The sequence below is a fragment of the Sphingomonas humi genome, from assembly GCF_039536725.1.
Taxonomy (GTDB): Bacteria; Pseudomonadota; Alphaproteobacteria; order Sphingomonadales; family Sphingomonadaceae; genus Sphingomicrobium; species Sphingomicrobium humi.
In genome coordinates, this window is the sequence record NZ_BAAAZD010000002.1 from 209,453 (window position 1) to 234,292 (window position 24,840).

Consider the following 24,840-nt stretch of genomic DNA (forward strand, 5'->3'; position numbering starts at 1 on the left):
TATCGTGATGTTTCAAGACCCTAAATCGACCTTCATGACGAGGGCCCGGCTCGGCCGCGCTTTGTCGCGCGTCAACAGCCTGTTCCTTGTCACGGTAGTGGCGCCGACGCTGCTGGCGATCGTCTACTTCGGCCTGCTCGCGTCCGACGTCTATGTCTCGCAGTCGCAATTCGTGGTGCGCAGCCCCGACAAGCCGGCTGCGTCGGGACTTGGGGTGATCCTGAAATCGGTCGGCTTCTCCAACGCCGGCGAAGAGATTTTCATTGCGCAGGATTATGTCCGCTCGCGCGATGCGCTGCGTTCGCTCAACAAGGACGGCGCGGTGGCCAAGGCCTATGGCGCGCCAAGCGTGTCGATCTTCGATCGCTACAACGGCTTCGGCTGGAACGGCACTTTCGAAGACCTGTACGATTTCTACAAGGGGATGATCGGGGTCGAACATGACACGACCTCATCGATTACGACGCTGAAGGTGAAGGCCTTCACTGCCGAGGATGCGCGCCGCGTGAACCGGCAGCTGCTGGACCTTTCCGAAGCGCTGGTGAACCGCCTCAACAATCGCGGGCAGACGGACCTTCTTGGTAACGCGCAGCGCGAAGCCGAGGAAGCCGAGCTGGCTGCCCGCCGTGCTTCGCAGGCGCTTGGTGCGTTCCGCCAGCGTTCCGGCGTCGTCGATCCGGAGCGCCAGGCGACAGTGCAGTTCCAGCTGGTGTCGAAGCTGCAGGACGAACTGATCGGCGCAAGGCTGCAGCTGCAGCAATTGCAGGCGCTTGCCCCGGAAAATCCCCAAATCCCGCTGCTGCGCACGCGCATCGCCGGACTGGAACGGCAGGTTGACGTGGAAACCGGACGTGCGGCCGGCTCCCAGCGCTCACTGTCGGCGACGGCGGTGCAATATCAGCGGCTGACCCTCGACCGCGAATATGCCGACAAGCGGCTGGCGGCGGCGCTCACCTCGCTCCAGGAGGCCCGCAACGAAGCACGTCGCAAGCAGGCCTATGTCGAACGGATCGTCGAGGCCAACCTTCCCGACGAGGCGGACGAACCGCGCCGGCTCCGCAGCATCTTCGCGACCTTCATCCTTGGCCTGGTAGCCTACGGCATCTTGACCATGCTGTTCGCCGGCATCCGCGAACACCGCGACTGATGCCTGACCTTTCCGGGCGGCGCACCTCCTTCAGGGATCTCCGGCGGTCCTTCCAGATTCAGCGCCGCGTCATCAACGCGCTGGTGCTGCGCGAAATGCTGACCCGCTACGGGCGCCATAACATCGGCTTCCTGTGGCTGTTCGTCGAACCGATGCTGTTCACGCTTGGCGTGACGGTGCTGTGGACCGCGACCAAGTCGGTGCACGGATCCGACCTTCCGATCGTTGCCTTCGCCCTGACCGGCTATTCGAGCGTCCTGCTGTGGCGCAACATGCCTGGCCGATGCATCGGGGCGATGAGCCCCAACCTGCCGCTGCTTTATCATCGCAACGTCAGGCCGATCGACATCTATGCCTCGCGCCTTCTGCTGGAAGCGGCGGGCGCGACCATGTCGTTCGTCTTCCTCACCCTGTTCTTTGTCTTTATCGGGATGCTCGACCTTCCCGAAGATGTGCTTCAGGTGATGGGCGGCTGGTGCATGCTGGCGTGGTTCGGGGCCTCGCTTGCGCTTTTCCTCGGCGGTCTCTCCGAATTTTCGGAGACGGTCGAGAAGCTGTGGCATCCCATGGCCTATTTCACCTTCCCCCTGTCGGGCGCGGCATTCCTTTTGGACGCCCTTCCGGCCCAGGCCCGGGACTATCTCCTCTACCTGCCGATGGTTCACGGGGTGGAATATCTTCGTGAAGGCTATTTCGGTTCGCAGATCACGGCGCATTACGACATGGGCTACATGGCGATCATCAACACGGCCCTGACCCTGTTCGGCTTTGCCCAGCTCATGAAGGTCAGCCGCGCGGTGGTGCCGGAATGATCAGCCTCAATTCCGTCAACAAGGTCTACCCGACGCGAAGCGGCCCGGTGCACGTCCTGAAAGACGTCAATCTGACGGTCGATTCGGGCGAGCGGATCGGGATCCTTGGCCGGAACGGCGCCGGCAAATCGACCATGATCCGGTTGATCAGCGGCGCCGAATTGCCCACCAGCGGCCGGATCGATTGCGACATGAGCGTGTCGTGGCCGCTGGCGTTCGGCGGTGCGTTCCAGGGCTCGCTCACAGGCTACGACAACCTTCGCTTCATCTGCCGGGTCTATGGCGTCGACCCGGACGACAAGGTGGCCTTCGTCGAGGAATTCTCCGAGCTCGGCATCTACCTTCGCGAGCCGGTGAAGACCTATTCGTCGGGCATGCGGGCCCGGCTTGCCTTTGCCATCTCCATGGTCATCGAATTCGACTGTTTCCTGATCGACGAGATCGTGGCGGTCGGCGACGCGCGCTTTCACGAAAAGTGCCACCACGAACTGTTCGAAAAGCGCGGCGATCGCGCGATGATCATTGTGTCGCACGACGCCACCTACATTCGTGATCACTGCACCCGTGCGACGGTCCTCGCCAATGGCACGCTGCATCATCACGCCAGCATGGATGAAGCGTTCGAATTCTATCATCAGTCGACGGCCGTCGCGGCATGAGGGCGCTTGCCACGTTCGGCCATTTCATCGCCCGGCAAATCTGGTTGGCGACCCATCAGCGCAAGGCCGTCAAGCTGGCCGACGTGGCGCTGCCGCGGCTTCTGGTCGATGTCTCCACCATCATCCGCCACGATGCCCAGACGGGTATCCAGCGGGTCGTGCGGGGGGTCTGGACCGAGCTGTTGAAAAGGCACGGCAAGGAATTCGAGCTGGTGCCCGTCCAGGCGACACGCTCGCGCGGCTATTGCTACGTTCCGCTCGAAGGGATGGAATTCGGCAAGGACGAAGATGCCGAAGTGCCGGTCATCGCGCGGGCGGGCGACCGCTTCCTCGGCCTCGACTTTTCGGCTCATTTCCTGCCAAAGTACACGCGCCAGCTGAAGGCGTGGCGTGACGCGGGAGCAAGCATTCACCTGGTGGTCTACGACCTCCTGCCCGTGCAGCATCCCGAATGGTTCACGCAGCCCGGGCAGACGCATTACCGCCGCTGGCTGTCGGTCCTGATCGAGCAGGCCGACCAGGCCATCTGCATTTCAAAGCAAGTCGCGCACGACCTTGGCGAACTGTTCTACCAGCGTCGCCCGGTACGCTGCCCTGCGATCACCACCATGCGGCTTGGCGGAGACATTGCCGCCTCGCGCCCTTCGGCCGGCATTTGCGGGGAGGTTGCGGCGTTGCTGGACCGCTTCACGTTCCGGCCGGCGGTCCTGATGGTTGGAACGGTGGAGCCGCGCAAAGGCTATGACGTCGCGCTTGCCGCGTTCGAGCATCTCTGGGCCACGCGCGGGGGAGAGGCTCCGGATCTCGTCATCGTCGGCAAGCCCGGGTGGAAGACGGGCCCGTTGCAGCGACGGCTGCGCACGCATCCCGAATATGGGAAACGGCTGCACTGGCTGACCGGTGTGACCGATGAAGGCCTTTGCGAACTTTACGCGGTCTGCCGCGGGCTGTTGATGGCGTCGCGCGGCGAGGGGATGGGCCTGCCCCTGCTGGAGGCGGCATCGCACCGGCGCCCGCTTCTGGTCCGGGACCTGCCGGTCTTCCGCGAGCAGCAGCTTGCCGGAGTGCAGTATTTCGAAGACGACAGCCCCGAGGCATTGGCGGGGCCCTTGCTTCGCCTGGCCACCGATCGCGATCCGCTTCCCGTGCAGCGCGCCTTGCCGACATGGGGCGACAGCGTCACCGATCTGCTGGCGAAATTGACCCTGCCGGATGGCGCTTCAACGACCGACATCGGCGATGTCGGCGAACAGCGACGGGCGAGAGCCTGATGGGACCGACTTGCCGACAGTAACGACCTTTCGATTATCGCCTGCAGGCTTACGGCCAGCCCCGTGCGGGCCTCGTTTCAACCAAGGATACCGTTGACGGGTCCTCCGCCTTCGTCGAGATAGCAGCCTATGCCCACAATCCCTGTTTATGTTCCGTCGCTTACCGGAAATGAAGTCGACTATGTGATGGATGCTGTCAGGTCCGGATGGATCAGCAGCCTTGGTCAATATGTCGACCGGTTCGAGCAAGCGATCAAGGATGTGACCGGTGCCAGGCACGCCATCGCGGTCAGCAATGGCTCGGTCGCGATTCATCTGGCGCTGCATTGCGTGGACGTCGGACCCGGGGACGAGGTGATCGTTCCGACCTTCACCTACATCGCGTCGGTCAATGCGATCACGCTGGCGGGGGCCAGGCCGGTGTTCGTCGATGTCCGGATGGAGGATTGGCTGATCGATCCGGCCGCGGTCGAGGACGCGATCACGCCGCGTACCAAGGCGATCCTTCCGGTCGACCTCTACAGTGCGGTCGTCAGTCCGGCGGTGTTCGATATTGCGAAGGCTCACGGGATCGCAGTGGTCGAGGATAGCGCCGAAGTGTTCGGGACGACGATCGGCGGCACCCATGTCGGCCATGCTGCCGACGTCGCGACCTTCTCCTTCTTCGGTAACAAGACGGTTACCACGGGTGAGGGGGGCGCCGTCATCAGCAACGACGATGCGCTCGCCGCGCGGCTGCGGAAGGTCAAGGGTCAGGGCCAGTCGCTCGACAAGCGCTACTGGCATGACGAGGTGGGCTTCAACTACCGGATGACAAACATCTGCGCGGCGATCGGGCTGGCGCAGATCGAGCGGGTCGACCAGATTCTCGCGCGCAAGCAGGCAATCGCGGCGCTCTACCGGCAGGAGCTCGCCGACAGCGGCATGCAGTTCCAGCAGGTCCCCGGCGACGTGAAGAGCAGCGAATGGCTGGTGTCGGCCCTGGTCCCGCCCGAGGCGGACCGCGACGAGGTTATGCGGCAGATGGCGGAGAACGGGGTCGACACCCGTCCCGTCTTCTACTGTGCGCATCACATGCCGATGTATGCGACGAGGCAGACGCTACCGGTTGCCGAGGAAATCTCCCGGCGGGGCATTTCGCTGCCCTCGTTCCCCGATCTGACGGACGATCAGGTGCTCCGGGTCTGCGAAGTCCTGAAGGCGGCCCTGCTTTCCGCTCGGCGATGATGATCGAGGTTGACGATTGCTATGGAGCGGGCGGAGCTCAAAACCCTACTGGATAACAAGCTGGCGCTGAACGTCGTTCAGTCGTTGGTTTCGTTCGAGTGTGGCAGTCCGTTCAAGGTCGCGGTCAACCTGAGCAATTCCGGCGGGCATGCAATCGCCTGGCCTGCGAGCGGGAATTCGCTCAATATCGCCTATCGATGGTTCGATGCAGCGGGTGACTGCGTCGAATCCGACGGGCCGCGGACCCATTTGCAGTCGCCTCTGCCAGCCCACTCGTCGGTCGAGATGATCGTGGCCGGCCGGGCGCCGGCGGACCCCGGCAGGTACGAACTGGTCGTGTCGCTGCTGCTCGAGAATGTGCATTGGGCGTCAGACGTTGCCGATGGGGGTTGGACCAGGATTCCCGTTCTGGTCGAGCGTCCGGCGGCCTGGCCCGCCGCACTGAGAACGTCGCCAGCCGGCAGGGCCTTGCGCGGCGCTCTCGCCGCAGCCGAGATCGAGCGGGGGCTGCAAGCAGAGCCATTCGATGTCGCCGGAATTCAGGCTCCGGCTCCCATTCAGGCAAGCCCCGCGATCGAAGTCGCCGCAGCGACGCCGGTCGCGCTCCCGGCGGCGGCGCCGGTCGAAATCGTGGATCGGGTGCCAGCAAGGACTTTCCTTGTCCGCCTTCGCGCCTGGTTCCGCCACTTCTTCGGTTTGCCGGAGATGCGTTCGGCTATCGAGGAGCTTCTGAAGCGCTCGGCCGACCAGCATGCGCAGATGAACCTCCTGCTGCACGAGCAGGGCACGATCTTGAGGCAAGCGCATCGACTTGATCAGAAGTTGGATAAGCTGCTGCAACACTCGGCGTTGCAGCAGGGCGCCCTAGAGGATGCGACGGAAGAGCGCGCAAATCTCGACGCGCGGCTGAGCGATCTGAGTGATGCGCTCGCGCTGGTGCGCACCGATATCCGCCAAGCGCGCAGCAGATCCGATGCACAGCGCGAGAAGCTGATTGCGGGCCTCGATACCTTCCACGGCAAGCTGACAGACCTGCGGGCGCGGCACGACAAGCTCTCGCTGACGGCAGAGTCCATCGGCAAGGCCCTGAAAGAGAACCGCTTGTCGGCGGACGCCGGTTTCGAAGGTTCGCGGCAGGCCTTGCAGACAATGCCGTTGCAACTGACGAAGGCAATCCGCGACCTGATCGGTGCGCAGGAAACGGCATTGCTGTCGGCCCTGGGCAAGTCCGATGCGGCGCTTCGCGAGAACGTCGATGCAGCGAGCGCGAATGTCATGAATGCGCTGGCCGAGCGAGTGGGCCGATTGCAGCCGATGTTGCAGGAATTGGCCGCGATCTCGGCACGGCAGACCGATGAAGCGCTTGCGCAGCGGTTCGCCGACGCCAACGCGCTGGTAAGCGAGACTGCAGGCAGACTTCACGATGAGCTGAATCGCAGCTCGCGCGAAGTGATCGCTGCGTTCAGTCGCGGGCAGGTCGTTGACGAACTGATCCTGGGGATCCGGCAATCGCTCGAGTTGCTCATGTCGCTCGAGCGGGCAGTGTCTGACCGGAAGGACGACGAGACAATCGAGGCAAGTGCCCGAATGCTTAACAGGCTTGCGTCCACGAACGACCGGCAGATCGAAAAGCTGGATACCCTCCTGACCAGGGAAGTCATACCGGTCGCTGCCGCCAATCTGCTGCTGATTCGCAATCCGCTGGGACTGCTCGCCATCCAGGACAATGATGCGGCGGCCATCGCTTATTATTCGAACGGTCAGCTTCCCGAGCCTGGGACCGTCGCCGTGGTGCAAAACCTGCTCAAACCGGGCGAAACGTTCCTCGACGTCGGCGCGAATGTCGGCGCCTACACCTTGCTTGCGGCAAGGCTGGTCGGGCCGGGCGGAACGGTGATCTCGGTCGAACCGGTTCCGGTAACGGCCGCGATGCTCAGGACGACGGCGGCCATCAACGGCATCTCGGCCCAGACCGAAATCCACGAATGTGCGCTCGGCGAGCAGGATGGGTCGAGCAGCATCACCCTCGGCACCACCAGCGGCCACAGCAGTTTCCGCCCGCTTGACGGCGGAGCCGCTACCGAAAGCGTGCTGGTGCCGGTCAGGCGCGGCGCCGACGTGGTTGGCGATCGCGTCCCCGCCATCGTCAAGATCGATGTGGAAGGCTTTGAACTGGAAGTGCTGAGCGGGCTGCAGTCGGTGCTGGCGAACAAGACTTCGGCACTGATCGTCGAATATTCCCCCCAGCATATCGAGGCAGCGGGGCTGACCACGGCCCAGTGGCTGAAGCGACTGCGGCAATATCGCTCGCAGATCTGGATTATCGGTGACGATCCCGTCGGACTGACGCCGCTGCCACCTCAGAAGATCCCGGGGGGCGCCACGAACCTATTTTGCTGCGACAAGCTTCCCGGATCCTTGCGCTCCCTCGCAGTGGCGGTGACCAGGGCATGAAGGTTCTCGTCGCCTATGGGCAAACCGCAGAAGGGGAGGACAGGAGCAGCCAGTTCGCCGGTCTGCGAACCCTGCTTGCCGGCCAAAAGGGGATCAGCACCGAATGGCTTCGCCTGCCGGTGAGTGAGTTCAGCATGGATGAATTGCTGTCCTTGCGGTTGCTGCCGGTGGGCAAGATGGCGGACGCCCTTCTCGCCCTTGATCTGACGGCGACGCTGCTCGACCACCCACGAAAGATCGCGCTCCTGCTGGGGGAACCGAACGCGCCGGAATTGTCCGCTCAAGCGCAGGCGGCGCTGATGCGCGGCCTGTCGGAAAGCGAGCTTGTCCTGGTCCGCGACGGCGAACCTCGGCCCGCACTCTCATCCGCCTCGGCGAAGCGCGTCATCCGTTTCGATGCGGCTGATTTCAGCAAGGCTGACGCGCCGCGAACGCCCGGCGCGGGCACGAAGAAGCTGTTGAAGGCGCTGGCATCATGAAGGTCGCTGTCGTCAACAGCATGGCCCCGTTCGTTTGGGGCGGCGCGGAGGAACTGGCCTCGCACTTGATCCGCAACCTGCGTGATCAGGGGCTGGAGGCGCACGATTATCGCATTCCCTTCGCCTGGGAGCCGTACACCGGCCTGCCGTTCGAGATCGCCCGTTCGAAATTGCTTCGCTTCGACGATTACGATCGTGTGATCAGCCTCAAATTCCCGGTCTATTGCCTCGAAGCCGAGCATCACACGACGTGGCTCATCCATCAGTTTCGCCAGGCCTACGACCTGTGGAATTCCCCCTATTGCGGGATTCCGCATGACGCCGCGGGAATCCGCGTTCGCAACATCATCCACGACGAGGACCGGCGGGTCTTCACCAGCCGTGAGCGCCTGTTCACCATTTCGGAGGAGATCAGCCGGCGCTTGCGCGACGCCACCGGGGTGGTCGCGCGCCCCCTGCGGGCGCCGCTCAACGACCCGCAGCTCTTTCAGGGCGGGCCGGACGAGGGCTATATCCTGGCGCCGGGCCGCGTGAATGCCGCCAAGCGGCAATCGCTGCTGGTCCGCGCGGCGGCAAAGCTGCCGGCCAATTGCCGGCTCATCGTCGCCGGTCCGCCCGAGAGCGATGAAGACGCGCGCGCGCTGCACGAATTGGTCGAGCGCCATTCGCTCGAGGACAAGGTCGAGCTGGACCTGCGATTCCTCAGTCGGGAAGAACTGGCCCGCTACGTCAATCACAGCCGCGCGGTGGCCTACATTCCCTTTCAGGAGGATAGCTATGGCTATGTCACCATGGAGGCGTTCGAAGCCGGTAAGCCGGTCGTGACATCGAACGACGCGGGCGAGCTCCTCGAGATCGTCAAGCACGGTCACACCGGGCAGGTCGCCGAACCGACCCCTGAAGCACTTGCTGCCGCGATGGACCGCTATATTTCGAACGGGCGACTCGCAGCCTCGCACGGCATGGCCGCGCGTGAAGGCTGGCGCTCGCTGGGGATCAACTGGGGCAACACCATCGAGGCGCTGCTGGGGACACGTTCGTGCTGATCGGCTGGGCCACTCCGTTCAACTATCGCTCGGCGATCGGCAAGTTCAGCCTGTCGGTGGCGAACGAGCTTGTCGAACGCGGTCACGAGGTCGTCATTCTCCGCACCGAGACAGGTCCCGAACTCGAGCTCGCACCGCTCAAGTCTGACCTGCAGGTCGTATCGTGCCACGAAGCCGATTTCTCGCGCTTCGACGAACTCGTGATGAATTTCGGCAATCACGCGCCCTATCATTCGCAATGCATTCCCGTGCTCGGGGAGCGGGCACCCTTTGGCATTTTCCACGACGCGGAAATGAAGGATTTCGCGTGGGGCCTCGCCCACCGCCATGGCCTCAACCTGCCCTCGCTGCCGGGATATGACGGGGCGACGGAGACGTGGGAAGAAGGCTCGCTGGTATCGCCGGGGTCAGCACCGCTGCTGGCCTCGATGGCGGCGATGTGCTGGGGCGCGATGGTCCACGCCCCTCACTATTTCGGCGTGATTTCGGATCATTGCCCCGGTCCCGTCGGCGTGGCGTCGCTCTGTTATCCTGATCCGGGGGAGAAGCGGACGCTTGCCGCGCTCGCCGCGAAACCGATCAAGGTCACCATCTTCGGGGTGATCACGGAGCATAAGCAGCCGGGGCGGGCGATGCGTGCGCTGGCGCAGCTGGTGGGTGAATTCGGGTCTATCGAACTGCATCTGGCAGGGGCGATCGAAGACCGGCTCAAGTTCGAACTGAACGAACTGGCGACCGGCCTCGGCATCCAGCCGCCCGTCTATCATGGCTATCTGTCGGACGAAGACCTTCAGTCCACGATCGAGGCGTCCAGCATCGTCCTCGTCCTTCGTTTCCCGGTGACCGAAGGGGGATCGGCGTCGCTCGCCACCGCCCTCTATCGCGGTCGCCCGATCATCGTCGCGGATATCGCGGCGTACAGCATGGTCCCGGACAATCTCGTCAAGAAGGTTTCCTACGGTGAGGATCCGACCGACCTCGCTTCCGCGATGCGGGACATTCTGCGCGATCCTGAAGGCGCGCATCTGACAGCGTCGCGCGCGACGGACTGGGCCGAACGCGAATTTCAGGCGACGCGTTATTGCGACGCCTTGCTCGAAGCCCTGACGCAGCGCGAACGATTTGCCGGTCTGGCGCAGCTGGCGCGCCGATCGGCCGGGGCGCTGACGACGTCGAGCGGCGAGCACGACGTCGCAGCGGTCCACCGGTTCGCCGAAGCGATGGACTGGCTGCATTCGGCCGGGGAGGGCTCGGATGCCAAATGATCCCCTCGGCGAGATCGTCGTCATCGGCGCCGGTGGTCACGCCAAGGTCGTCATCGAGTGCCTGCGGCATGCGGGCTGGAACGTCATCGGGTGCACCGATGCGGACCCGACGCCGCGGTCGTGCGCGGGGGTGCCCGTGATCGGAACCGACGACGCGCTTGGGCGCCTCCGCTCGGAAGGGGTTGCGAACGCCTTTTGCGCGCTTGGTGCCAATCGCCTGCGCGAACGGGTCGGGGGCAAGTTGCAGGATCTCGGCTTCGCGCTGCCGTCGTATCAGGGCCCGGGGGCGATCGTCTCCTCGACCGTCAGGATCGGCGCCGGGGTCGCGATCATGCCCGGCGCGGTCATCAATATCGACACGGTGATCGGCGACTTTGCGATCATCAATACCAACGCCAACGTCGATCATGATGGCGTCCTCGGGCGCGCGGTGCATGTCGGCCCCGGAGCAGCGCTGGCAGGTGAAGTGGTGGTCGGAGACCGCAGTTTCATCGCGACAGGCTGTGCCGTCATCCCGCAGCGCAGGATCGGTGCGGATACGATCGTTGGTGCAGGCAGCGTCGTGGTTCGCGACCTGCCGAGCGGCGTGATCGCCTTCGGTAATCCGGCCCGGGTCCAGCGGGAGCTTTGATGCAGGAGCAAGCAACGAGCCCGGCACCGCAGCCACCTGAGGCCGCCATGCCCTGCGCCGGAAACGACGACTTCTCGATTCCGGCGCTCGCGGCTAGGGAGCCCGCAACGATCGTTCGTTGAACGACAATCTTTTTCGGCAGGCCGATCGGCCTGAACAACTTTAGGAACGATAATGACTACGGCAATTGTTACCGGCATCACCGGGCAGGACGGCGCCTATCTCGCCGAACTGCTGCTTGAGAAGGGTTACACGGTCTACGGCACCTATCGCCGGACCAGCTCGGTCAACTTCTGGCGCCTCGCCGAACTCGGCATCGAAGAGCATCCCAACCTCAAGCTTGTCGAATTCGACCTGACCGATCTTTCGGCCGCGATCCGCCTGCTCCAGCAGACCGGCGCGAAGGAGATCTACAATCTCGCGGCCCAGAGCTTCGTCGGCGTTTCGTTCGAACAGCCCGTCACCACCGCCGAGATCACCGGGATTGGTCCGCTCAACCTTCTCGAGGCGATTCGCATCGTCGATCCGACCGTCCGCTTCTACCAGGCGAGCACGTCGGAAATGTTCGGCAAGGTGCAGGCCGTGCCGCAGGTGGAGTCGACCCCCTTCTATCCGCGCAGCCCCTACGGCGTCGCCAAGCTCTACGCCCACTGGATTACGGTGAACTATCGCGAGAGCTACAATATCTTCGGGTCGAGCGGCATTCTGTTCAATCACGAAAGCCCGCTTCGCGGCCGCGAATTCGTGACCCGCAAGATCACCGACGCAGTGGCCAAGATCAAGCTCGGCAAGCTCGATTGCCTGGCGCTCGGCAACCTCGATGCCAAGCGCGACTGGGGCTTCGCCAAGGAATATGTCGAAGGCATGTGGCGGATGCTGCAGGCCGACGAACCCGACACGTTCGTGCTTGCGACCAATCGCACCGAGACCGTTCGCGACTTCGTCGAAATGGCGTTCAAGGCCACCGGCGTCGCGGTCGAATTCCGGGGCAAGGACGAGGAAGAAATCGCGATCGACACCGCGACGGGCAAGACGGTGATGCGGATCGATCCGCGCTTCTACCGCCCGGCCGAAGTCGAACTGCTCATCGGCGATCCGGCCTATGCGACAGGGAAGCTCGGCTGGAAGCCGAAGACCACCCTCGAGGAATTGTGCCGGATGATGGTGGAGGCCGATCTTCGCCGCAACCAGGCCGGTTTCTCCTTCTAGGGACACGTTCGTGGCCAAGCGCGCTCTGATCACCGGCATCTTCGGCTTCACCGGACGCCGGCTGGCGCGCACCCTCCACAGCGAAGGGATCGAGGTTCACGGCCTCGGCCGGGAAAATGACGGAACCGCTTCCGACGACCTCCCGGCCACGATCCACGTCGCCGACCTGCGCGACATCGGGCAGATCCGGGCGGCTTTCGATGCCGCGCGCCCGGACTATGTCATCCACCTCGCGGGCATTGCCCATGTCGCGCACGGCGACCTTGAGGAAATGTACCTCGCCAACATCGTCGGGACCCGCAACCTGCTCGAGGGTGCGGCAGGTAGTGCCTCGTCGGTCGAGCATGTCATCGTCGCCAGCAGCGCGAACGTCTATGGCAACCACGACCTTCCCATCCTCGATGAGGATACGCCGCTGCGGCCCGCCAACGATTACGGCGTCAGCAAGGTGTCGGCCGAACTGGTGGCGGCCACCTATACCAGCCGCGTCCCGCTTACGGTCGTTCGGCCCTTCAATTACACCGGGGTCGGGCAGGCTCGTTCCTTCCTGATCCCCAAGATCGTCGCTCACTTCAGGGAGCGGGCGCAGACCATCGAGCTCGGCAATATCGATGTCGCCCGCGACTTCTCCGACGTGCGCGATGTCTGCCAGATCTATCGCCGGCTGCTGGGCAGGGCGGAAGCGGTGGGAACCACGGTCAACATCTGCTCGGGCAGGCCGATCACGCTGCGCGAAGTGCTGGACCATTGCAGTGATCTCACCGGCCAGCAGGTCGAGATCAGGGTGAACCCCGCCTTCGTCCGCGCCAATGAAGTGCGTTCGCTCGCCGGCTCCACCGACCGGCTTCTGAGCATCATCGGCCCGTTCGATCGCATCCCGTTCAGGGAGACGCTGCGCTGGATGCTCGAAGCGGCGTGATCGTCCCCGCGAACGACCTCCGCATCACCCTCGATGTCAACGCGCTCGAACCGCATCTCGGCGGGATCGGGCGCTACACGTGGGAACTGAGCCGCCGGCTTCCGCGGCATGACGGCATTGCATCGGTCGATTATTTCGCGCGCGGTCGCCGCCTTGCCGACCCTGATGTCCTCCTCACCGGCGCGCCGCTGCCGCCGCGGCCAAGGTTCTTCCGTTCGTGGCGCGAGCGACGGGAACACCAGCGCCTTCAGGGCGGTCTGTTCCACGGGCCGAACTACTTCCTGCCCGACTGGGTGAGCCGCGGCGTAATCACGATCCACGACCTGTCGGTCTTCAGGTTTCCCGAAACCCATCCGGCCGAACGGGTCATGGCCTTCGAGAAGGAATTCCTCTCGTCCCTCAACCGGGCGGTGCACGTGCTGACCGACACCGAGACCGTCCGGGCCGAGCTGATCGAGGATTTCGGAGTCGATCCGGCGATCGTCAGCGCGGTGCATCTCGGGGTTGACCCCGTCTTCCGGCCGCGGTCGGGAGATGAGCTTGCCGGGCCGCTCGCCAGATTGTCGCTGGAGCCCGGGACCTACGGGCTGTGCGTATCGACCCTCGAACCGCGCAAGAAAATCCTTGAACTGATCGAGGCCTGGCGCATGCTTCCTGTCGCCATCCGGACGAAGCATCCGCTGGTGCTTGCCGGCGGCAAGGGCTGGCGCAACGAGGAATTGCAGCGGCGGGTCGATGCAGGAGTGGCGGAAGGCTGGTTGCGCCATCTGGGGTTCGTCGACGAAAGCGACCTTCCGGCGCTGTATGCCGGTGCCGCGCTGTTCCTTTACCCGTCCAGCTATGAAGGCTTTGGCCTCCCGCCGCTCGAAGCCATGGCCAGCGGCGTTCCGGTGATCGTTTCGAACCGCTCCTGCCTGCCGGAAGTATGCGGCGATGCAGCCCGCTACATCGACCCCGACGACATCGACACCTTCTCGGCGCAGGTCGCGGCGAGCCTCGGGGATCCGGCATGGCGGCAGGAGGCCACCGGGCGGGGCCTGCTCCGCGCGAGCCGGTTCACTTGGGACCGCTGCATCGATTCAACGGTCGATGCATATCGCACGGCCGCTGCCGCGCCTTGATCCTCAGCGAACCGAATTCACCACACTGACGCCAGGCAGTACCGACGAGGCCAGAATGTTCACGAAGCGCTGGAAGTCTGCGGCGGGCGAATTGGAGATGTAGATCACGTCCGAATTCTTCATCGCGAACTTCTGCGCGGCGAAATAGGTCTGCGGGTCCTTCAGATCGACCTGATAGACCACCGGAACCCGGGTCAGGGTCGGCGGGACCGTCCGTCCCAGCGCACGCATCTGCTCCGCCGTTTCGTAGCGGAAGATGAACACGCCGCGCGGGTCGGCGCGCATGTCCTGCAAGCCCCCGATCCGGCCAAGTGCCTGCGCGAGGGTCAGCCCGGTTCCCTCAAAGCGAATTTCCTCATTCTTGCCGGCGGCGCCGAGCACGGTGAGCGTGAAGGGCTGGTAGATGGCCGTCAGGACATCGTCCCGCTGGAGAATGATGTTCTGGGCGGGATTACGGATCACCTCCGCAAGCGGCATGGTGGCCGTCACGTTCCCGCGGGACAGTTGCAGCGTAATCCGGTCGGCCGGCTGGCGGGTGCCACCGGCTGCCGCCAGGATGTCGAGCAGGCGCTCACCCTTCGGGGTCAGCGGAATCCGGCCCGAATTCGATACCTCGCCCAGCACCGAGACATTGGCCGTCGCATTGCGGACGATCCTGACGATCACCTGCGGCTGGTTGGCCTTCCCGCGCAGCCGCGAGACGATGGACTGCTCAATGCTGCTGAGCGAACGGCCCGCGGCCGGCACCTGACCGGCGAAGGGCACGGTGATCGTCCCCGACGGGCCGACCAGTGTTTCCGGAATGGTGCCGGGCCTGCTGGTCCCGATGTCCTGACCGATCTTGGTGCTGATCATTCCGCCGCCGAACAGCAGGGCAGGGGGCGCTTCCCAGATGGTGACCTCGACCACGTCGCCGACCCCGACCACCGTGCCGATCGGCGTGGCGCTGCCGATAGTCTGCGCGAAACTCTCCGCCGGCAGGTCGCTGACCCGCAGAGCTTCCACCACGCCGCTGTTCAGCGGGATCAGCTGCAGGCCTTCGATGTTCGCCGCCGACGCCTCGTTGACGATCGCCTTGCGCGACGGCCCGACCGCGGTGGAAAGACCGGTCGCTGCGCACCCGCCAAGGAGCATGGTCCCGCAAACCAGTGCAATCGTTCCGCGCCAGTCTGACCGAAAGGTCTCATTATTCACGTTCACGTACCAATCCGATCAACGATTTGCGGTTTCTCGTAAGTGCAACCCACTGAAGCAACAAGTCTGAAAGGGACCTGAAGCAGGTCAGGAGCCTGGCAGGCCACAGGCGATTTCTTGCTCGGGACAGGAACCCGGCCGGCCGTTTGCCAGCGATGCGTTACCGCATTCCGCGTTCGGCCAGCGCGGCCTCGACCGCCGCGACGTCGGTCGGATTGTTGAGCTCGATCGGGTCCCAGCCCAGCGGGGGCAGGGGGTGCACCGCAATGTCCTGGCCGGTCTCGAGAAAGCGCAGCTGCTCGAGACCTTCGAGGAGTTCGAGCGTGCCGGGCGGGCGCGCCGCATAGTCACGCAAGGCGCCCGTTCGATAGGCATAGAGCCCGAGGTGTAGGAAAACCGGCAGCTCCGCCAGATCGTGGTCGGCGGGCAGATGGGGGATCACCCGCTTCGAAAAATAGAGCGCCCTTTGGTCCTCGTCGAAGACTACGGTGGTCCCGCCGACGCGCCCATTTCGCTGGTCCTCGACAAGGTGGCGATAGGTCGACGGGCTACAGCGCACCGCCGGGGTCGCCATGGCGCAGCCGGGTTTCTGCTCCAGCAGGTCGATCAGCGGCGCGATCGCGTCGACCGGGGTCAGCGGAGCATCGCCCTGCAGATTGACCACAATATCGACGTCGCCGAGCTTGTCGGCTGCTTCGGCGCAGCGCTCGGTCCCGTTGCGGCAGTCGGGCGAGGTCATCACGACCTTGCCGCCGAATTTCGCCACTTCATCGGCGATGCGCTGGTCGTCGGTCGCGACCCACACGCTTGCCGGAACGCCGATAGCGGATGCCGCTTCCCATGACCGCTGGACCAGGCTTTTCGCGACCCCGTCAGCCCCGCGCAGGGGGAACAGCGGCTTGCCGGGAAACCGGCTCGACGCATAGCGAGCCGGGATGATCACAGCGATCCTGGGCAAGAACCGACCTTAATTCAGTCCGAGACGGAGCAGATCGTGGACGTGGATCACACCGATCGGGACCCGATTGTTCACCGCCGCCTCGGGCTCGATCACGAAGGCCGCCGTGATTTCATTGGTGTTGAGGATGCGCAGCACCTCGTCGACCAGCATCTGCGGCTCGACCGTGACCGGCGCGCGGTTCATCACCTGCGCGGCATTGGCGTTGTGCAACTGGTGAAGATTGCGGCGCAGGTCGCCATCGGTGATCACGCCCTTGAGGCGGCCCGCCATGTCGATCACGCCCGCGATCCCGAACCCGGACGAGGTCATGACGTCGACGACTTCGCTCATCTGCGCGCCTTCCGCGATCACCGGCAGCTTCGGGCTGCTGGTCATCACTTCCGCGACAGAGGTCATCCTCGTGCCCAGCGTTCCGCCGGGGTGAAGGTTCTTCATCCGCTCGAGCGAGAAACCGCGCATGTCCATGATCGCCAGCGCGAGCGCATCGCCAAGGGCGATCTGCAGCGTGGTCGACGTGGTCGGCGCGACGTTCGCGGGGCAAGCCTCGCGCACCGCCGGGTAGCAGAGCTTCAGCGAAGCCTGCTGCATCACCAGCGATTCGGGTTGCGAAGCGACGCCGATGACCTCGACCCCGATCGATTTGGCGTAGCGAAGGAACGGACGAAGCTCGCCGGTGTTACCCGAGTTGGAAATTACGATGAGGACATCGCCCGCAATGAGCATGCCGAGGTCGCCATGAGCAGCCTCCGCCGGATGAACATAGATCGCCGGGGTGCCGGTAGCAGCCATGGTGGCCGCCCACTTGCGGGCGACATGGCCCGACTTGCCCATTCCGGTGATCACGATCCGGCCCGCAGCGGCGTAGATGGTCTGGCAGGCTGCCACGAAGCTGGCGTCGAGCTGCTTGGCCATCAGCCTGAGCGCGTCCGCTTCGGCAGCGACGACTTCGACGCCGCGGCGAAGAATGTGATCAGCCCCGACAATCCTGGGAATGGCGAAGCCAACGCTCATGAAAACCCGTTCTCCAACCGATCGAGCTTCGTCCAATAGCAAAGGCTACGGATTTTTGAAGTCTTTAAGTGCGTTACATAGAGACTAGCTAAAGAAGGGTGTTCCAGAGGCGGTGCCGACCTTGTTGCACAAACGCAACAAATCTGGTTTTAGACGATCCCGCTGGAACAAACTGCCTCATGTTGGGTAGTTGGCATTGGACGAGGCGACCTACGGTTGTTGTGGCGAAGGCGTGAAATTATATTGTAGTTAAACCTTAGCCATTTTCTATTGTCTCCAGACTGTAACTATTCAGAAGAAGAAGAAGGGGAGTTTATGAAGCACCTGAAGATACCGCTGCTACTGTCTGCGGCAGTGCTCGCAGCGCAGCCTGCCAGCGCGCAGAACCAGTTCGACGGTTTCCGGGCTGACGCCAGCGTAGGAGCGACCCGCTTCTACTCCGAAGGCAACAACAACACGAAGCTGGCCCTGGGTGCCTCGGCCGGTTTCGATTTCGCCATCGGCGATGGTGTCACCTTCGGTCCGGAAGTCGGCTTCCTGTGGGCCAAGCCGGAAAACGTCACTCGTGACGGTCCGGGCGTTGCCTATCGCAAGGCGTGGGAAGAGTGGAGCCTCGGCGCTCGCCTCGGCTTCGCGGTTGCTCCGACCACCCTCGCCTATGTGAAGGGCGGCTACGTGGTCAACGCGCAGCGCAAGTACTTCAACGCCGATCCGGTCGTCACCCCGGGCTTCCCGGGCGGCAACCCGACGTTCGGTGATTACTACAACAAGTACAACACGCAGGGTTGGCAGGTTGGTGGCGGCATCGAGCAGAAGCTCGGCTCGCCGCTCTACCTGAAGGCGGAAGTGGATTATTCCAACTATCGCACCAACTCGTCGCGCCTGACCGGCCTGGTTGGCCTGGGCCTGCGCTTCGGTGGTTCGGACATGGCTCCGCCGCCGCCGCCTCCGCCCCCGCCGCCGCCCCCGCCGCCCCCTCCGCCGCCGCCTGCTACGCAGACCTGCCCGGATGGTTCGGTGATCCTGGCGACCGACGCGTGCCCGGTTCCGCCGCCGCCGCCGCCGCCGCCGCCGGTTGCGCCGGTTCGCGGTTAACCGCTTGAAGATTGGCGCTGCTCAGGCAGCGCCAATCGGACAGGGCCTGTCCTCCTTCGGGTGGGCAGGCCCTTTTCCGTTGGGGCTCCAAAGCGCCGCGGCTCAGCGTCGCGCGCGATTGCTCCGGGCAGACGAAACACTGGCGAGCAGCGCCACTGCGGCCACCACGACCGTGGGAAGGGCCCAGTCGACCATCGCGTCGAGGTGCCATACCCGAGGGTCGAAGCCGCCCCACCACGGCATGTTTGCGCGCAAGCCACCCCCGTACGCCTCGATCCAGCGATATTCGGCCTGCGTGATCTCCCGCGATATCGCCCAGCACGCCGCCGCGGCGGCCCCAGCCCACCAATTGGTGCGCAGGCCCCTGGTGACGGCCAGCTGGATCAGCAGCGCGATGGCAACATGGGACAGCAATCGACTTCCTTTCCTTGCCGCGAGGCGCTCGGATGTTGGCAACGCGGCCGCCCCGACATAGGAGCTTGCGCGTCGAACAAAATCTTTTGATTTCGAGGTCTTCGGTGCGGCAGTTGTGGCGCTATCCCGGCTGGCTCCTGTCGCCGCTCAGCGGATCGAAGAGCTTTGTAGGCAATCCTGTCATCGGCTCGCCCACGCTCAATCGGCTCGGCCTCCATGCGGAACGGGTCCGGCTGGCGCATGCGATCGCGCGGTCGCGCCGCCGCCGCCTCGCGTCGCGGCTCCCCGCGGAGCTGCGGCGGCAGTTTGACGAAAACGGCTTCATCATCGTCCCCGGTTTCCTGCCGCAAGCTGCCTTCAGCGCTTTGAAGGACCGCCTGCTCGACCTCGACGTGCCCGCGCGGTCGCAGCAGCAGGGTGATACCATCACCACCCGAGTCGCGGTCGGCCCCGACCTGCTCGGCGCCGTGCCCGCGCTTGCGGACCTGCTCGGCTCGCGCTTGTGGAAGGGGATCCTTGGCTATGTCGCAACCTTTGGCACGCGCCCGCTCTATTACCTGCAGGCGATCGGCTCGGGCCTCGCCGACGGGCCGCCCGACCCGCAACTCGAACTGCACGCCGATACTTTCCACCCCTCGATGAAGGCCTGGCTGTTCCTCAGCGACGTGGAGGAGGAAGATGCGCCGCTGACCTATGTCGCGGGGTCGCACCGGCTGACGCCCGCGCGGCTGGCGTGGGAGCGCGCGAAGAGCATCGATATCCTGGAACAGGGTGACCGGCTGTCGCAGCGCGGTTCGTTCAGGGTCACTGCAGCGGAACTCGGTCAGCTCGGGCTTCCCGCGCCGACCCGCTTCGTTGTGCCTGCAAATACTTTGGTCGTGATCGACACCTGCGGCTTTCATGCGCGCGGGAAGGCGAAGCGACCAAGCGTGCGGACCGAGATGTGGGCCTATTGCCGGCGTTCCCCGTTCCTGCCCTGGACGGGGTTCGATCCCCTCGCCGTGGGGCCGCTTGCCGATCGCCGCGCCGGGTGGCTCACCGCCGCGCTCGACTGGCTCGACCGCCGCGGCTGGGCCAAGCAGCATTGGCTGCCCGCGGGTCCGTGGCGCGATCACACCAGCCTGCCGGCCGGTGCTGCGCCGAAGCTGGAAGAGACCCCGCCAGCGGTTCCGGCCGCGGTCGACGCCTGAGGATTCAGGCCGGGACAAGTCCCGATAGCACCACGGTCTGGAAGCGCGGATGGTAGGGATCGACCGTCAGCGTCAGCCGCTGCACCCCGCGCTTTGACAGTCCGGCGACCAGGGTGCCGAGCGGGTAATCATTCATCTGCATCGCCGGCGTGCCCCACGCGTCGCCGCGCAGCAAATTCTGCACGCCCTTGACCAGCGGCAGGCGAGCGCTCGCCCAATAGAGCGCTCGCCGGGAGCCCCGGTCGTTGCGCACGGACACGCTGACGTGAAACGCGCCGCCCGGCGCCACCAGCTCGATCAGTCGCTCGAAGATAAGCAGTCCGCGCTCGACCGGAACATGCTGCAGGACGAGGTGGCTGAGAACGAAGTCGAACGATCCCGCGACACCGGAAAGCCGGTCGTCCGCCTGGTGGAAGTGGATGTTGTCGCGGTTCGCCCCGCGCGCATTGCGCTCGGCTTCGGCCAGCATCTCGGGCGCGACGTCCAGCGCCACGACCTGTTCGAAGGCGCGCGACAGGGGGATCGTCAGCCGTCCGGTCCCGCACCCGTGATCGAGCGCCCGGCGACGCGGAAAAGCGCCCGATGACGCCTCCAGCCCGGCAAGGACCGAGGCGACATAATGTTCGCCCGTCTGGAAAAAGGCATCCCGATGCTCGGCGATCGTCTCGCGACCGAATTGCGGGTGGGCCAGAACCGCGAAATAAGGGTCGGATCGTCCCCACTTGCTCCAATCGCGATCACTGTCCGGCATCGATTGGTGCTTACCCGCAGTCTCGAGGGGCTTGCGCTGGCGCGGATAGCGGTGCCGGTTGCAGGATTCGAACCCGCGACCTTCGGTTTACAAAACCGCTGCTCTACCAACTGAGCTAAACCGGCCCACGTCCTCGCGCGACGCCGCGTTCCCTTGGCTCAGACGATGCCGAAGGTCCAGCCCTCGGTGCGCGCAAGCTCGGGCGTCAGACCTTCGGGATCGAGCGCGCGCGGATCCGCCAGGTGCCGTCGCATGCCGGCCGCCGTCACCAGCGCATCGCTCTGGTGGTCGTCGGGTTCGAAGCGCAGCCGTGCCGGTGGGCTGCCAAGCGCCGCCAGCGCAATGTTGAGATCGGCGCGGGTGCGAAGCTTGACGCCCGAAAGCCCCGCATTCCTGAGGTAAATGCGGGTGTAGATTTCTGCCACCGCGCTCTGCCCCGGCGCCAGTGCGTCCATCGGCCAGATCGCGACCTTGCCCGAAATGCGATGGAGCAGGCGCATGCCCGCAAAGCTCGCCTTCGCCACCTGCGCCGCGCCGATCGCGTCATAGGCGCTCGCGGTTTTGCGCCCGCCGGCCGCGTTGAGGCGATGGTCGCACTGCCGGAAGCGGACGAAGTCGGCCTTCACGCCGTCGGCGATCCCGAAATAGAAATGGCGGCGGTGGACCTGCTCGAGGAAGCTTGCCGCGCCAAGGTCGTCGTCGGGGGCCATTGCATCGACATACGCCCAGAATTCCCGCGCGCTCTCCGGTACGCCCGTCTCACCCGGCAGATAGGCGCCGCGTTCCGCGAACGGCGGAGCAAAGGAGAAGTCGAACCCGAACAGCGTCGGCTCCCGCGCCGCCTCGGTGACCAGCCAGTCGGCGACTTCGGTCCGGCTCCACACGTGGCCGGGACGGACCAGCCGCGGCGGGCCGTCGATCCCGCAGGCGGCGACGGCAATCCCCTTGTGGCGGCTGCCCTTGGCGCCCGACCAGTCGATCGCGACGGTGCGGGTGAAGGTCACTTGCCCTTGCGGCGGGGAAGGGCGGCGGCAAGTTCGAGCGCCCGGTCGATCCATTCGGCAATGGGCTCGGCCGCGCCGTAGCGGACCAGCAGCGCCGGATAGCCCTCGTAATGCGGGGTCTGCCAGAACCGGTCCGGACAAAGGTCCATCAGCATCGCCTTGTGATCCTGGTCGATGTGGAAGACGAAGCTGTCAGGCTCGCGCCCGCCCGTCAGCACCGGCCGGTTGCTGGGCTCCGCCATGATCGCCTGACCGCCATAGTATCGGCCCTCGGTGGCACCCGGCCGGCCGGCCGCATAAGCGAACACGGCCGGCCAGTCATCCAGCGCCTGGCTCACAGCAGGCTTGGACCGTCACCCGTCGGAGTTTCCTTGGTGCCCTCCAGCCGGGCCGGGCGGCGCGGCGGCACCGGGGAGCGGGGGCCGGTCACCCGGTCGGCATAATGGTTGAGGATGCGCCCGGCCGCCTCGCGCCCGCCAAGACCGAAAGCGAGCGCGGTGGCAATCGCGCCGGCACCGAGGATCAGCCCGAACGCCATGTATACGATGACGTCCGCCAGCCCCATGAAGGTGAGGCCGATCGCGGTGAACAGGGCGATGATCGCATAGCGGATGATCGTCTGGGCAAAGCCGCCCTCGCCGGTGGACGACCCGACGAGGTTGCTGAGCAGCCGCGCCAGGAAGATGCCGGCGACGATGATCAGGGTTCCGAAGATCACCTTGGAGCCGAGCTCGGTCACCTGCACGAGGAAGATCGCGACCGTATCCCCGCCAAGCTGGTGGGCGGCCTCGATCCCGGCGGCGAGCATGATCGCGACGAAGGCGACATTGGCGACGATCCGGCTCGGGACGGTGGTCACCGGAAGGATGCCGGTCGACCGCAGCGCATCGTCGAAGCCCGTGGGAGGAAGGATCGCCTCGATGATCGACTTGAGGAACTTGGCCGCGATGAAGGCAATGCCAAGCCAAAGGGCGGCGGTGAGGATGCGTGGGATGGCGGCCAGTATCTCGTTCAGCATCGCGACCGCCGGGCCGCTGATCGCTTCGATGCCGAGCACCTGCAGCGCCGCGATCGCCGATGGAATGATGATCACCGCGAAGGCGAGGATTCCGCCGGCGCGGGCGACCGTGGCGCGGGTCGCGGCGGGCGCGGCGCCAGCCGGCACCGCCTCGGGGCTCTGCCGCACCGTCGGCGGATGATCGCCAAGCCCGATCCGGGCCAGCATGCCATCGACGTTGAGCGCGGTAAGCAGGGTTTCGATCAGCCGCCGCACGATCCGCGCGACGATCAGCATGACGAAGAACAAGAGCCCAGCGCCAAGCAGGCGCGGAAGGAAGGCGAAGATCTCGCTGGTCAGCGTGTTCACCGGCGCAAGGATCTGCCCGATCTGCAGGAAATTGAGCGCGGCCATGATGCCGACCAGCCAGATCAGCAGCTTGGCGACGGTACCGATCTGCTGGCCAACCGTCTCGTTCTGGTTGCCGGGCGTATGCTTTTGCAGGGCAGGGGTCTTGCTGATCGCCTTGGCGAGCGCCCACTTGGCGGCGCGCGCGACGAGCCAGGTGGCGAGGATGATGACAAAGGCGATTGCGATTCGCGGCGCCCATTCGATGACATCGGCCCGCCAGCTGTCGGTCGTGGACGGTGGGTACATCAGCCTTGCTCCCCTTGGCTCTGTTCGCGCTTCTCGTTCCACCACGCGAGCCGCTCGGCAAGCCGTTTCTCGAACCCGCGGTCGGTGGGACGATAATAGGTTTCGGGCGTCATCTCCTCGGGCCAGTAATCCTGGCCGGAGAAGGCATCGGGCGCGTCATGGTCGTAGGCATAGCCTTTGCCATAGCCCTGGTCGCGCATCAGCTTGGTCGGCGCGCCGAGAATGTGCTTGGGCGGCGACAGCGAGCCATGCTCCTTGGCGCTCCGCCAGGCTTCCTTCTGCGCCATATAGAGCGCGTTCGATTTGGGCGCGGTCGCAAGGTACAGGCAGGCTTGGACGATCGCCAGTTCGCCTTCGGGCGAGCCGAGGAAGTCATAGGTGTCCTTGGCCGCCATGCACTGCACCAGCGCCTGCGGATCGGCGAGGCCGATGTCCTCCACCGCCGCGCGGGTCAGGCGGCGCAGCAGGTAGAGCGGCTCCTCGCCCGCCGTCAGCATCCGCGCCAGATAATAGAGCGCGGCCTGCGGGTCCGACCCGCGGATCGACTTGTGCAGCGCGGAGATGAGCCCGTAATGCCCTTCGCGGTCCTTGTCGTAGACCGGCAGCCGGCGCTGGATGAGGTCGCGTAGCGCCGCGGTATCCAGCGGCTTGGTCAGTCCGGCTCCGAACAGCATCTCGGCCTGGTTGAGGAGGAAGCGACCGTCGCCGTCGGCGCTGGCGATCAGCGCGGCGCGCGCCTCGTCGGTCAGTGGAAGCTCGCGGCCCTCGACCTCCTCGGCGCGGCCAAGCAGAGTGCCGAGCGCGGTCTCGTCGAGCCGATGCAGCACCAGCACCTGTGCCCGCGACAGGAGCGCGGCGTTCAATTCGAAACTGGGATTTTCGGTCGTCGCCCCGACCAGCGTCACAGCGCCCGCCTCGACATAGGGCAGGAAGCCGTCCTGCTGGCTGCGATTGAAGCGATGGATTTCGTCCACGAACAACAAGGTGCGCTTGCCCGCGCGGGCATGCATCTCGGCCTCGGCAAACACCTTCTTGAGGTCGCCGACGCCGCTGAACACCGCCGAAATGGCGACGTAGCGATAGCCGACGGCACCGGCGAGCAACCGCGCGATGGTGGTCTTGCCGGTGCCGGGCGGCCCCCACAGGATCAGGCTCGACAGGCGTCCCGCCGCGACCATCCGGCCGATCGCGCCGTCGGTTCCGGTCAAATGCTCCTGCCCAATGACCTCATCGAGGCTGGACGGCCGCAACCGCTCGGCAAGCGGCACCTCGGCGGCGGGTGGGGAAGGGGCGTCGGCGTCGAACAGGTCGGCCATCTCAAGGCTC

The 24,840-nt window shown here is 65.0% G+C and carries 24 protein-coding genes and 1 tRNA gene; 15 read left to right on the top strand and 10 right to left on the bottom strand.

Annotated elements, in window-relative coordinates; translation table 11 throughout:
• Positions 1–34: 34 nt before the first annotated feature.
• From ABD729_RS08930 to ABD729_RS08990, 13 genes are all read left to right on the top strand, one after another.
• Positions 35–1,147: a KpsE/RkpR family capsule polysaccharide export protein gene (locus ABD729_RS08930; protein ID WP_344709891.1), complete on the top strand. Its 1,113-nt coding sequence runs from the start codon at positions 35–37 to the stop codon at positions 1,145–1,147.
• Positions 1,147–1,959, top strand: coding sequence for an ABC transporter permease (locus tag ABD729_RS08935; protein ID WP_344709892.1), 813 nt, complete (start codon positions 1,147–1,149; stop codon positions 1,957–1,959). The genes ABD729_RS08930 and ABD729_RS08935 overlap by 1 nt, the downstream gene beginning before the upstream one ends.
• Positions 1,956–2,618, top strand: a complete 663-nt coding sequence (locus ABD729_RS08940) for an ABC transporter ATP-binding protein (protein WP_344709893.1) — start codon at positions 1,956–1,958, stop codon at positions 2,616–2,618. The genes ABD729_RS08935 and ABD729_RS08940 overlap by 4 nt, the downstream gene beginning before the upstream one ends.
• Positions 2,615–3,889 carry a glycosyltransferase family 4 protein gene (locus ABD729_RS08945; protein WP_344709894.1) on the top strand — a complete coding sequence of 425 codons (1,275 nt, stop codon included), beginning with the start codon at positions 2,615–2,617 and terminating at the stop codon, positions 3,887–3,889. Before ABD729_RS08940 ends, ABD729_RS08945 begins: the two co-directional genes overlap by 4 nt.
• Before the next feature lie 129 nt (positions 3,890–4,018).
• Positions 4,019–5,116 (top strand): DegT/DnrJ/EryC1/StrS family aminotransferase, encoded by a 1,098-nt coding sequence (locus ABD729_RS08950; RefSeq protein WP_344709895.1) that lies wholly within the window; start codon positions 4,019–4,021, stop codon positions 5,114–5,116.
• Between the two features lie 21 nt (positions 5,117–5,137).
• Positions 5,138–7,570, top strand: a complete 2,433-nt coding sequence (locus ABD729_RS08955) for an FkbM family methyltransferase (protein ID WP_344709896.1) — start codon at positions 5,138–5,140, stop codon at positions 7,568–7,570.
• A complete protein-coding gene (locus ABD729_RS08960; RefSeq protein WP_344709897.1) occupies positions 7,567–8,049 on the top strand; it encodes a hypothetical protein in 483 nt (160 codons plus the stop codon). Before ABD729_RS08955 ends, ABD729_RS08960 begins: the two co-directional genes overlap by 4 nt.
• Positions 8,046–9,095 (top strand): glycosyltransferase family 4 protein, encoded by a 1,050-nt coding sequence (locus ABD729_RS08965; RefSeq protein ID WP_344709899.1) that lies wholly within the window; start codon positions 8,046–8,048, stop codon positions 9,093–9,095. Before ABD729_RS08960 ends, ABD729_RS08965 begins: the two co-directional genes overlap by 4 nt.
• On the top strand, positions 9,089–10,360 hold the full coding sequence (locus ABD729_RS08970) for a glycosyltransferase (RefSeq protein WP_344709900.1): 1,272 nt from the start codon (positions 9,089–9,091) through the stop codon (positions 10,358–10,360). Before ABD729_RS08965 ends, ABD729_RS08970 begins: the two co-directional genes overlap by 7 nt.
• Positions 10,350–10,991: an acetyltransferase gene (locus tag ABD729_RS08975; RefSeq protein WP_344709901.1), complete on the top strand. Its 642-nt coding sequence runs from the start codon at positions 10,350–10,352 to the stop codon at positions 10,989–10,991. Before ABD729_RS08970 ends, ABD729_RS08975 begins: the two co-directional genes overlap by 11 nt.
• A gap of 174 nt (positions 10,992–11,165) precedes the next feature.
• Entirely contained in the window at positions 11,166–12,200 is a 1,035-nt protein-coding gene (gene gmd / locus ABD729_RS08980; RefSeq protein ID WP_344709903.1) for a GDP-mannose 4,6-dehydratase, read from the top strand.
• A 10-nt stretch (positions 12,201–12,210) separates the two neighbouring features.
• Positions 12,211–13,119: an NAD-dependent epimerase/dehydratase family protein gene (locus ABD729_RS08985; RefSeq protein WP_344709904.1), complete on the top strand. Its 909-nt coding sequence runs from the start codon at positions 12,211–12,213 to the stop codon at positions 13,117–13,119.
• Complete coding sequence (locus ABD729_RS08990; protein ID WP_344709905.1) at positions 13,116–14,240, top strand: glycosyltransferase family 4 protein; 1,125 nt, start codon at positions 13,116–13,118, stop codon at positions 14,238–14,240. Before ABD729_RS08985 ends, ABD729_RS08990 begins: the two co-directional genes overlap by 4 nt.
• Before the next feature lie 3 nt (positions 14,241–14,243).
• On the opposite strand, the gene ABD729_RS08995 is transcribed toward ABD729_RS08990, so the two are convergent.
• From ABD729_RS08995 to ABD729_RS09005, 3 genes are all read right to left on the bottom strand, one after another.
• Positions 14,244–15,374, bottom strand: a complete 1,131-nt coding sequence (locus ABD729_RS08995) for a polysaccharide biosynthesis/export family protein (RefSeq protein WP_344709906.1) — start codon at positions 15,372–15,374, stop codon at positions 14,244–14,246.
• Between the two features lie 220 nt (positions 15,375–15,594).
• Positions 15,595–16,392 carry a 3-deoxy-manno-octulosonate cytidylyltransferase gene (locus ABD729_RS09000; RefSeq protein ID WP_344709908.1) on the bottom strand — a complete coding sequence of 266 codons (798 nt, stop codon included), beginning with the start codon at positions 16,390–16,392 and terminating at the stop codon, positions 15,595–15,597.
• 9 nt (positions 16,393–16,401) lie between these two features.
• Positions 16,402–17,406 carry a KpsF/GutQ family sugar-phosphate isomerase gene (locus tag ABD729_RS09005; protein ID WP_344709909.1) on the bottom strand — a complete coding sequence of 335 codons (1,005 nt, stop codon included), beginning with the start codon at positions 17,404–17,406 and terminating at the stop codon, positions 16,402–16,404.
• Between the two features lie 315 nt (positions 17,407–17,721).
• Here ABD729_RS09005 and ABD729_RS09010 point away from each other — a divergent pair, with 315 nt between their 5' ends.
• Positions 17,722–18,501, top strand: a complete 780-nt coding sequence (locus ABD729_RS09010) for an outer membrane protein (protein ID WP_344709910.1) — start codon at positions 17,722–17,724, stop codon at positions 18,499–18,501.
• A 102-nt stretch (positions 18,502–18,603) separates the two neighbouring features.
• Here the strand turns inward: ABD729_RS09010 and ABD729_RS09015 are convergent, their stop codons facing one another.
• On the bottom strand, positions 18,604–18,915 hold the full coding sequence (locus ABD729_RS09015; protein ID WP_344709911.1) for a hypothetical protein: 312 nt from the start codon (positions 18,913–18,915) through the stop codon (positions 18,604–18,606).
• 104 nt (positions 18,916–19,019) lie between these two features.
• Here ABD729_RS09015 and ABD729_RS09020 point away from each other — a divergent pair, with 104 nt between their 5' ends.
• Positions 19,020–20,105, top strand: a complete 1,086-nt coding sequence (locus ABD729_RS09020; protein WP_344709912.1) for a phytanoyl-CoA dioxygenase family protein — start codon at positions 19,020–19,022, stop codon at positions 20,103–20,105.
• Positions 20,106–20,109: 4 nt separating this feature from the next.
• Here the strand turns inward: ABD729_RS09020 and ABD729_RS09025 are convergent, their stop codons facing one another.
• The 6 genes from ABD729_RS09025 to ABD729_RS09050 form a co-directional block, all read right to left on the bottom strand.
• Positions 20,110–20,856 (bottom strand): class I SAM-dependent methyltransferase, encoded by a 747-nt coding sequence (locus ABD729_RS09025; RefSeq protein WP_344709913.1) that lies wholly within the window; start codon positions 20,854–20,856, stop codon positions 20,110–20,112.
• Positions 20,857–20,908: 52 nt separating this feature from the next.
• Positions 20,909–20,981: transfer RNA gene (locus ABD729_RS09030), tRNA-Thr, on the bottom strand.
• 33 nt (positions 20,982–21,014) lie between these two features.
• Positions 21,015–21,860, bottom strand: a complete 846-nt coding sequence (locus tag ABD729_RS09035; protein ID WP_344709914.1) for a hypothetical protein — start codon at positions 21,858–21,860, stop codon at positions 21,015–21,017.
• Positions 21,857–22,198 carry a hypothetical protein gene (locus ABD729_RS09040; protein ID WP_344709915.1) on the bottom strand — a complete coding sequence of 114 codons (342 nt, stop codon included), beginning with the start codon at positions 22,196–22,198 and terminating at the stop codon, positions 21,857–21,859. Before ABD729_RS09040 ends, ABD729_RS09035 begins: the two co-directional genes overlap by 4 nt.
• Positions 22,195–23,514: a mechanosensitive ion channel gene (locus ABD729_RS09045; RefSeq protein ID WP_344709916.1), complete on the bottom strand. Its 1,320-nt coding sequence runs from the start codon at positions 23,512–23,514 to the stop codon at positions 22,195–22,197. The genes ABD729_RS09040 and ABD729_RS09045 overlap by 4 nt, the downstream gene beginning before the upstream one ends.
• A complete protein-coding gene (locus tag ABD729_RS09050; protein ID WP_344709917.1) occupies positions 23,514–24,830 on the bottom strand; it encodes a replication-associated recombination protein A in 1,317 nt (438 codons plus the stop codon). The genes ABD729_RS09045 and ABD729_RS09050 overlap by 1 nt, the downstream gene beginning before the upstream one ends.
• Positions 24,831–24,840 lie beyond the last annotated feature (10 nt).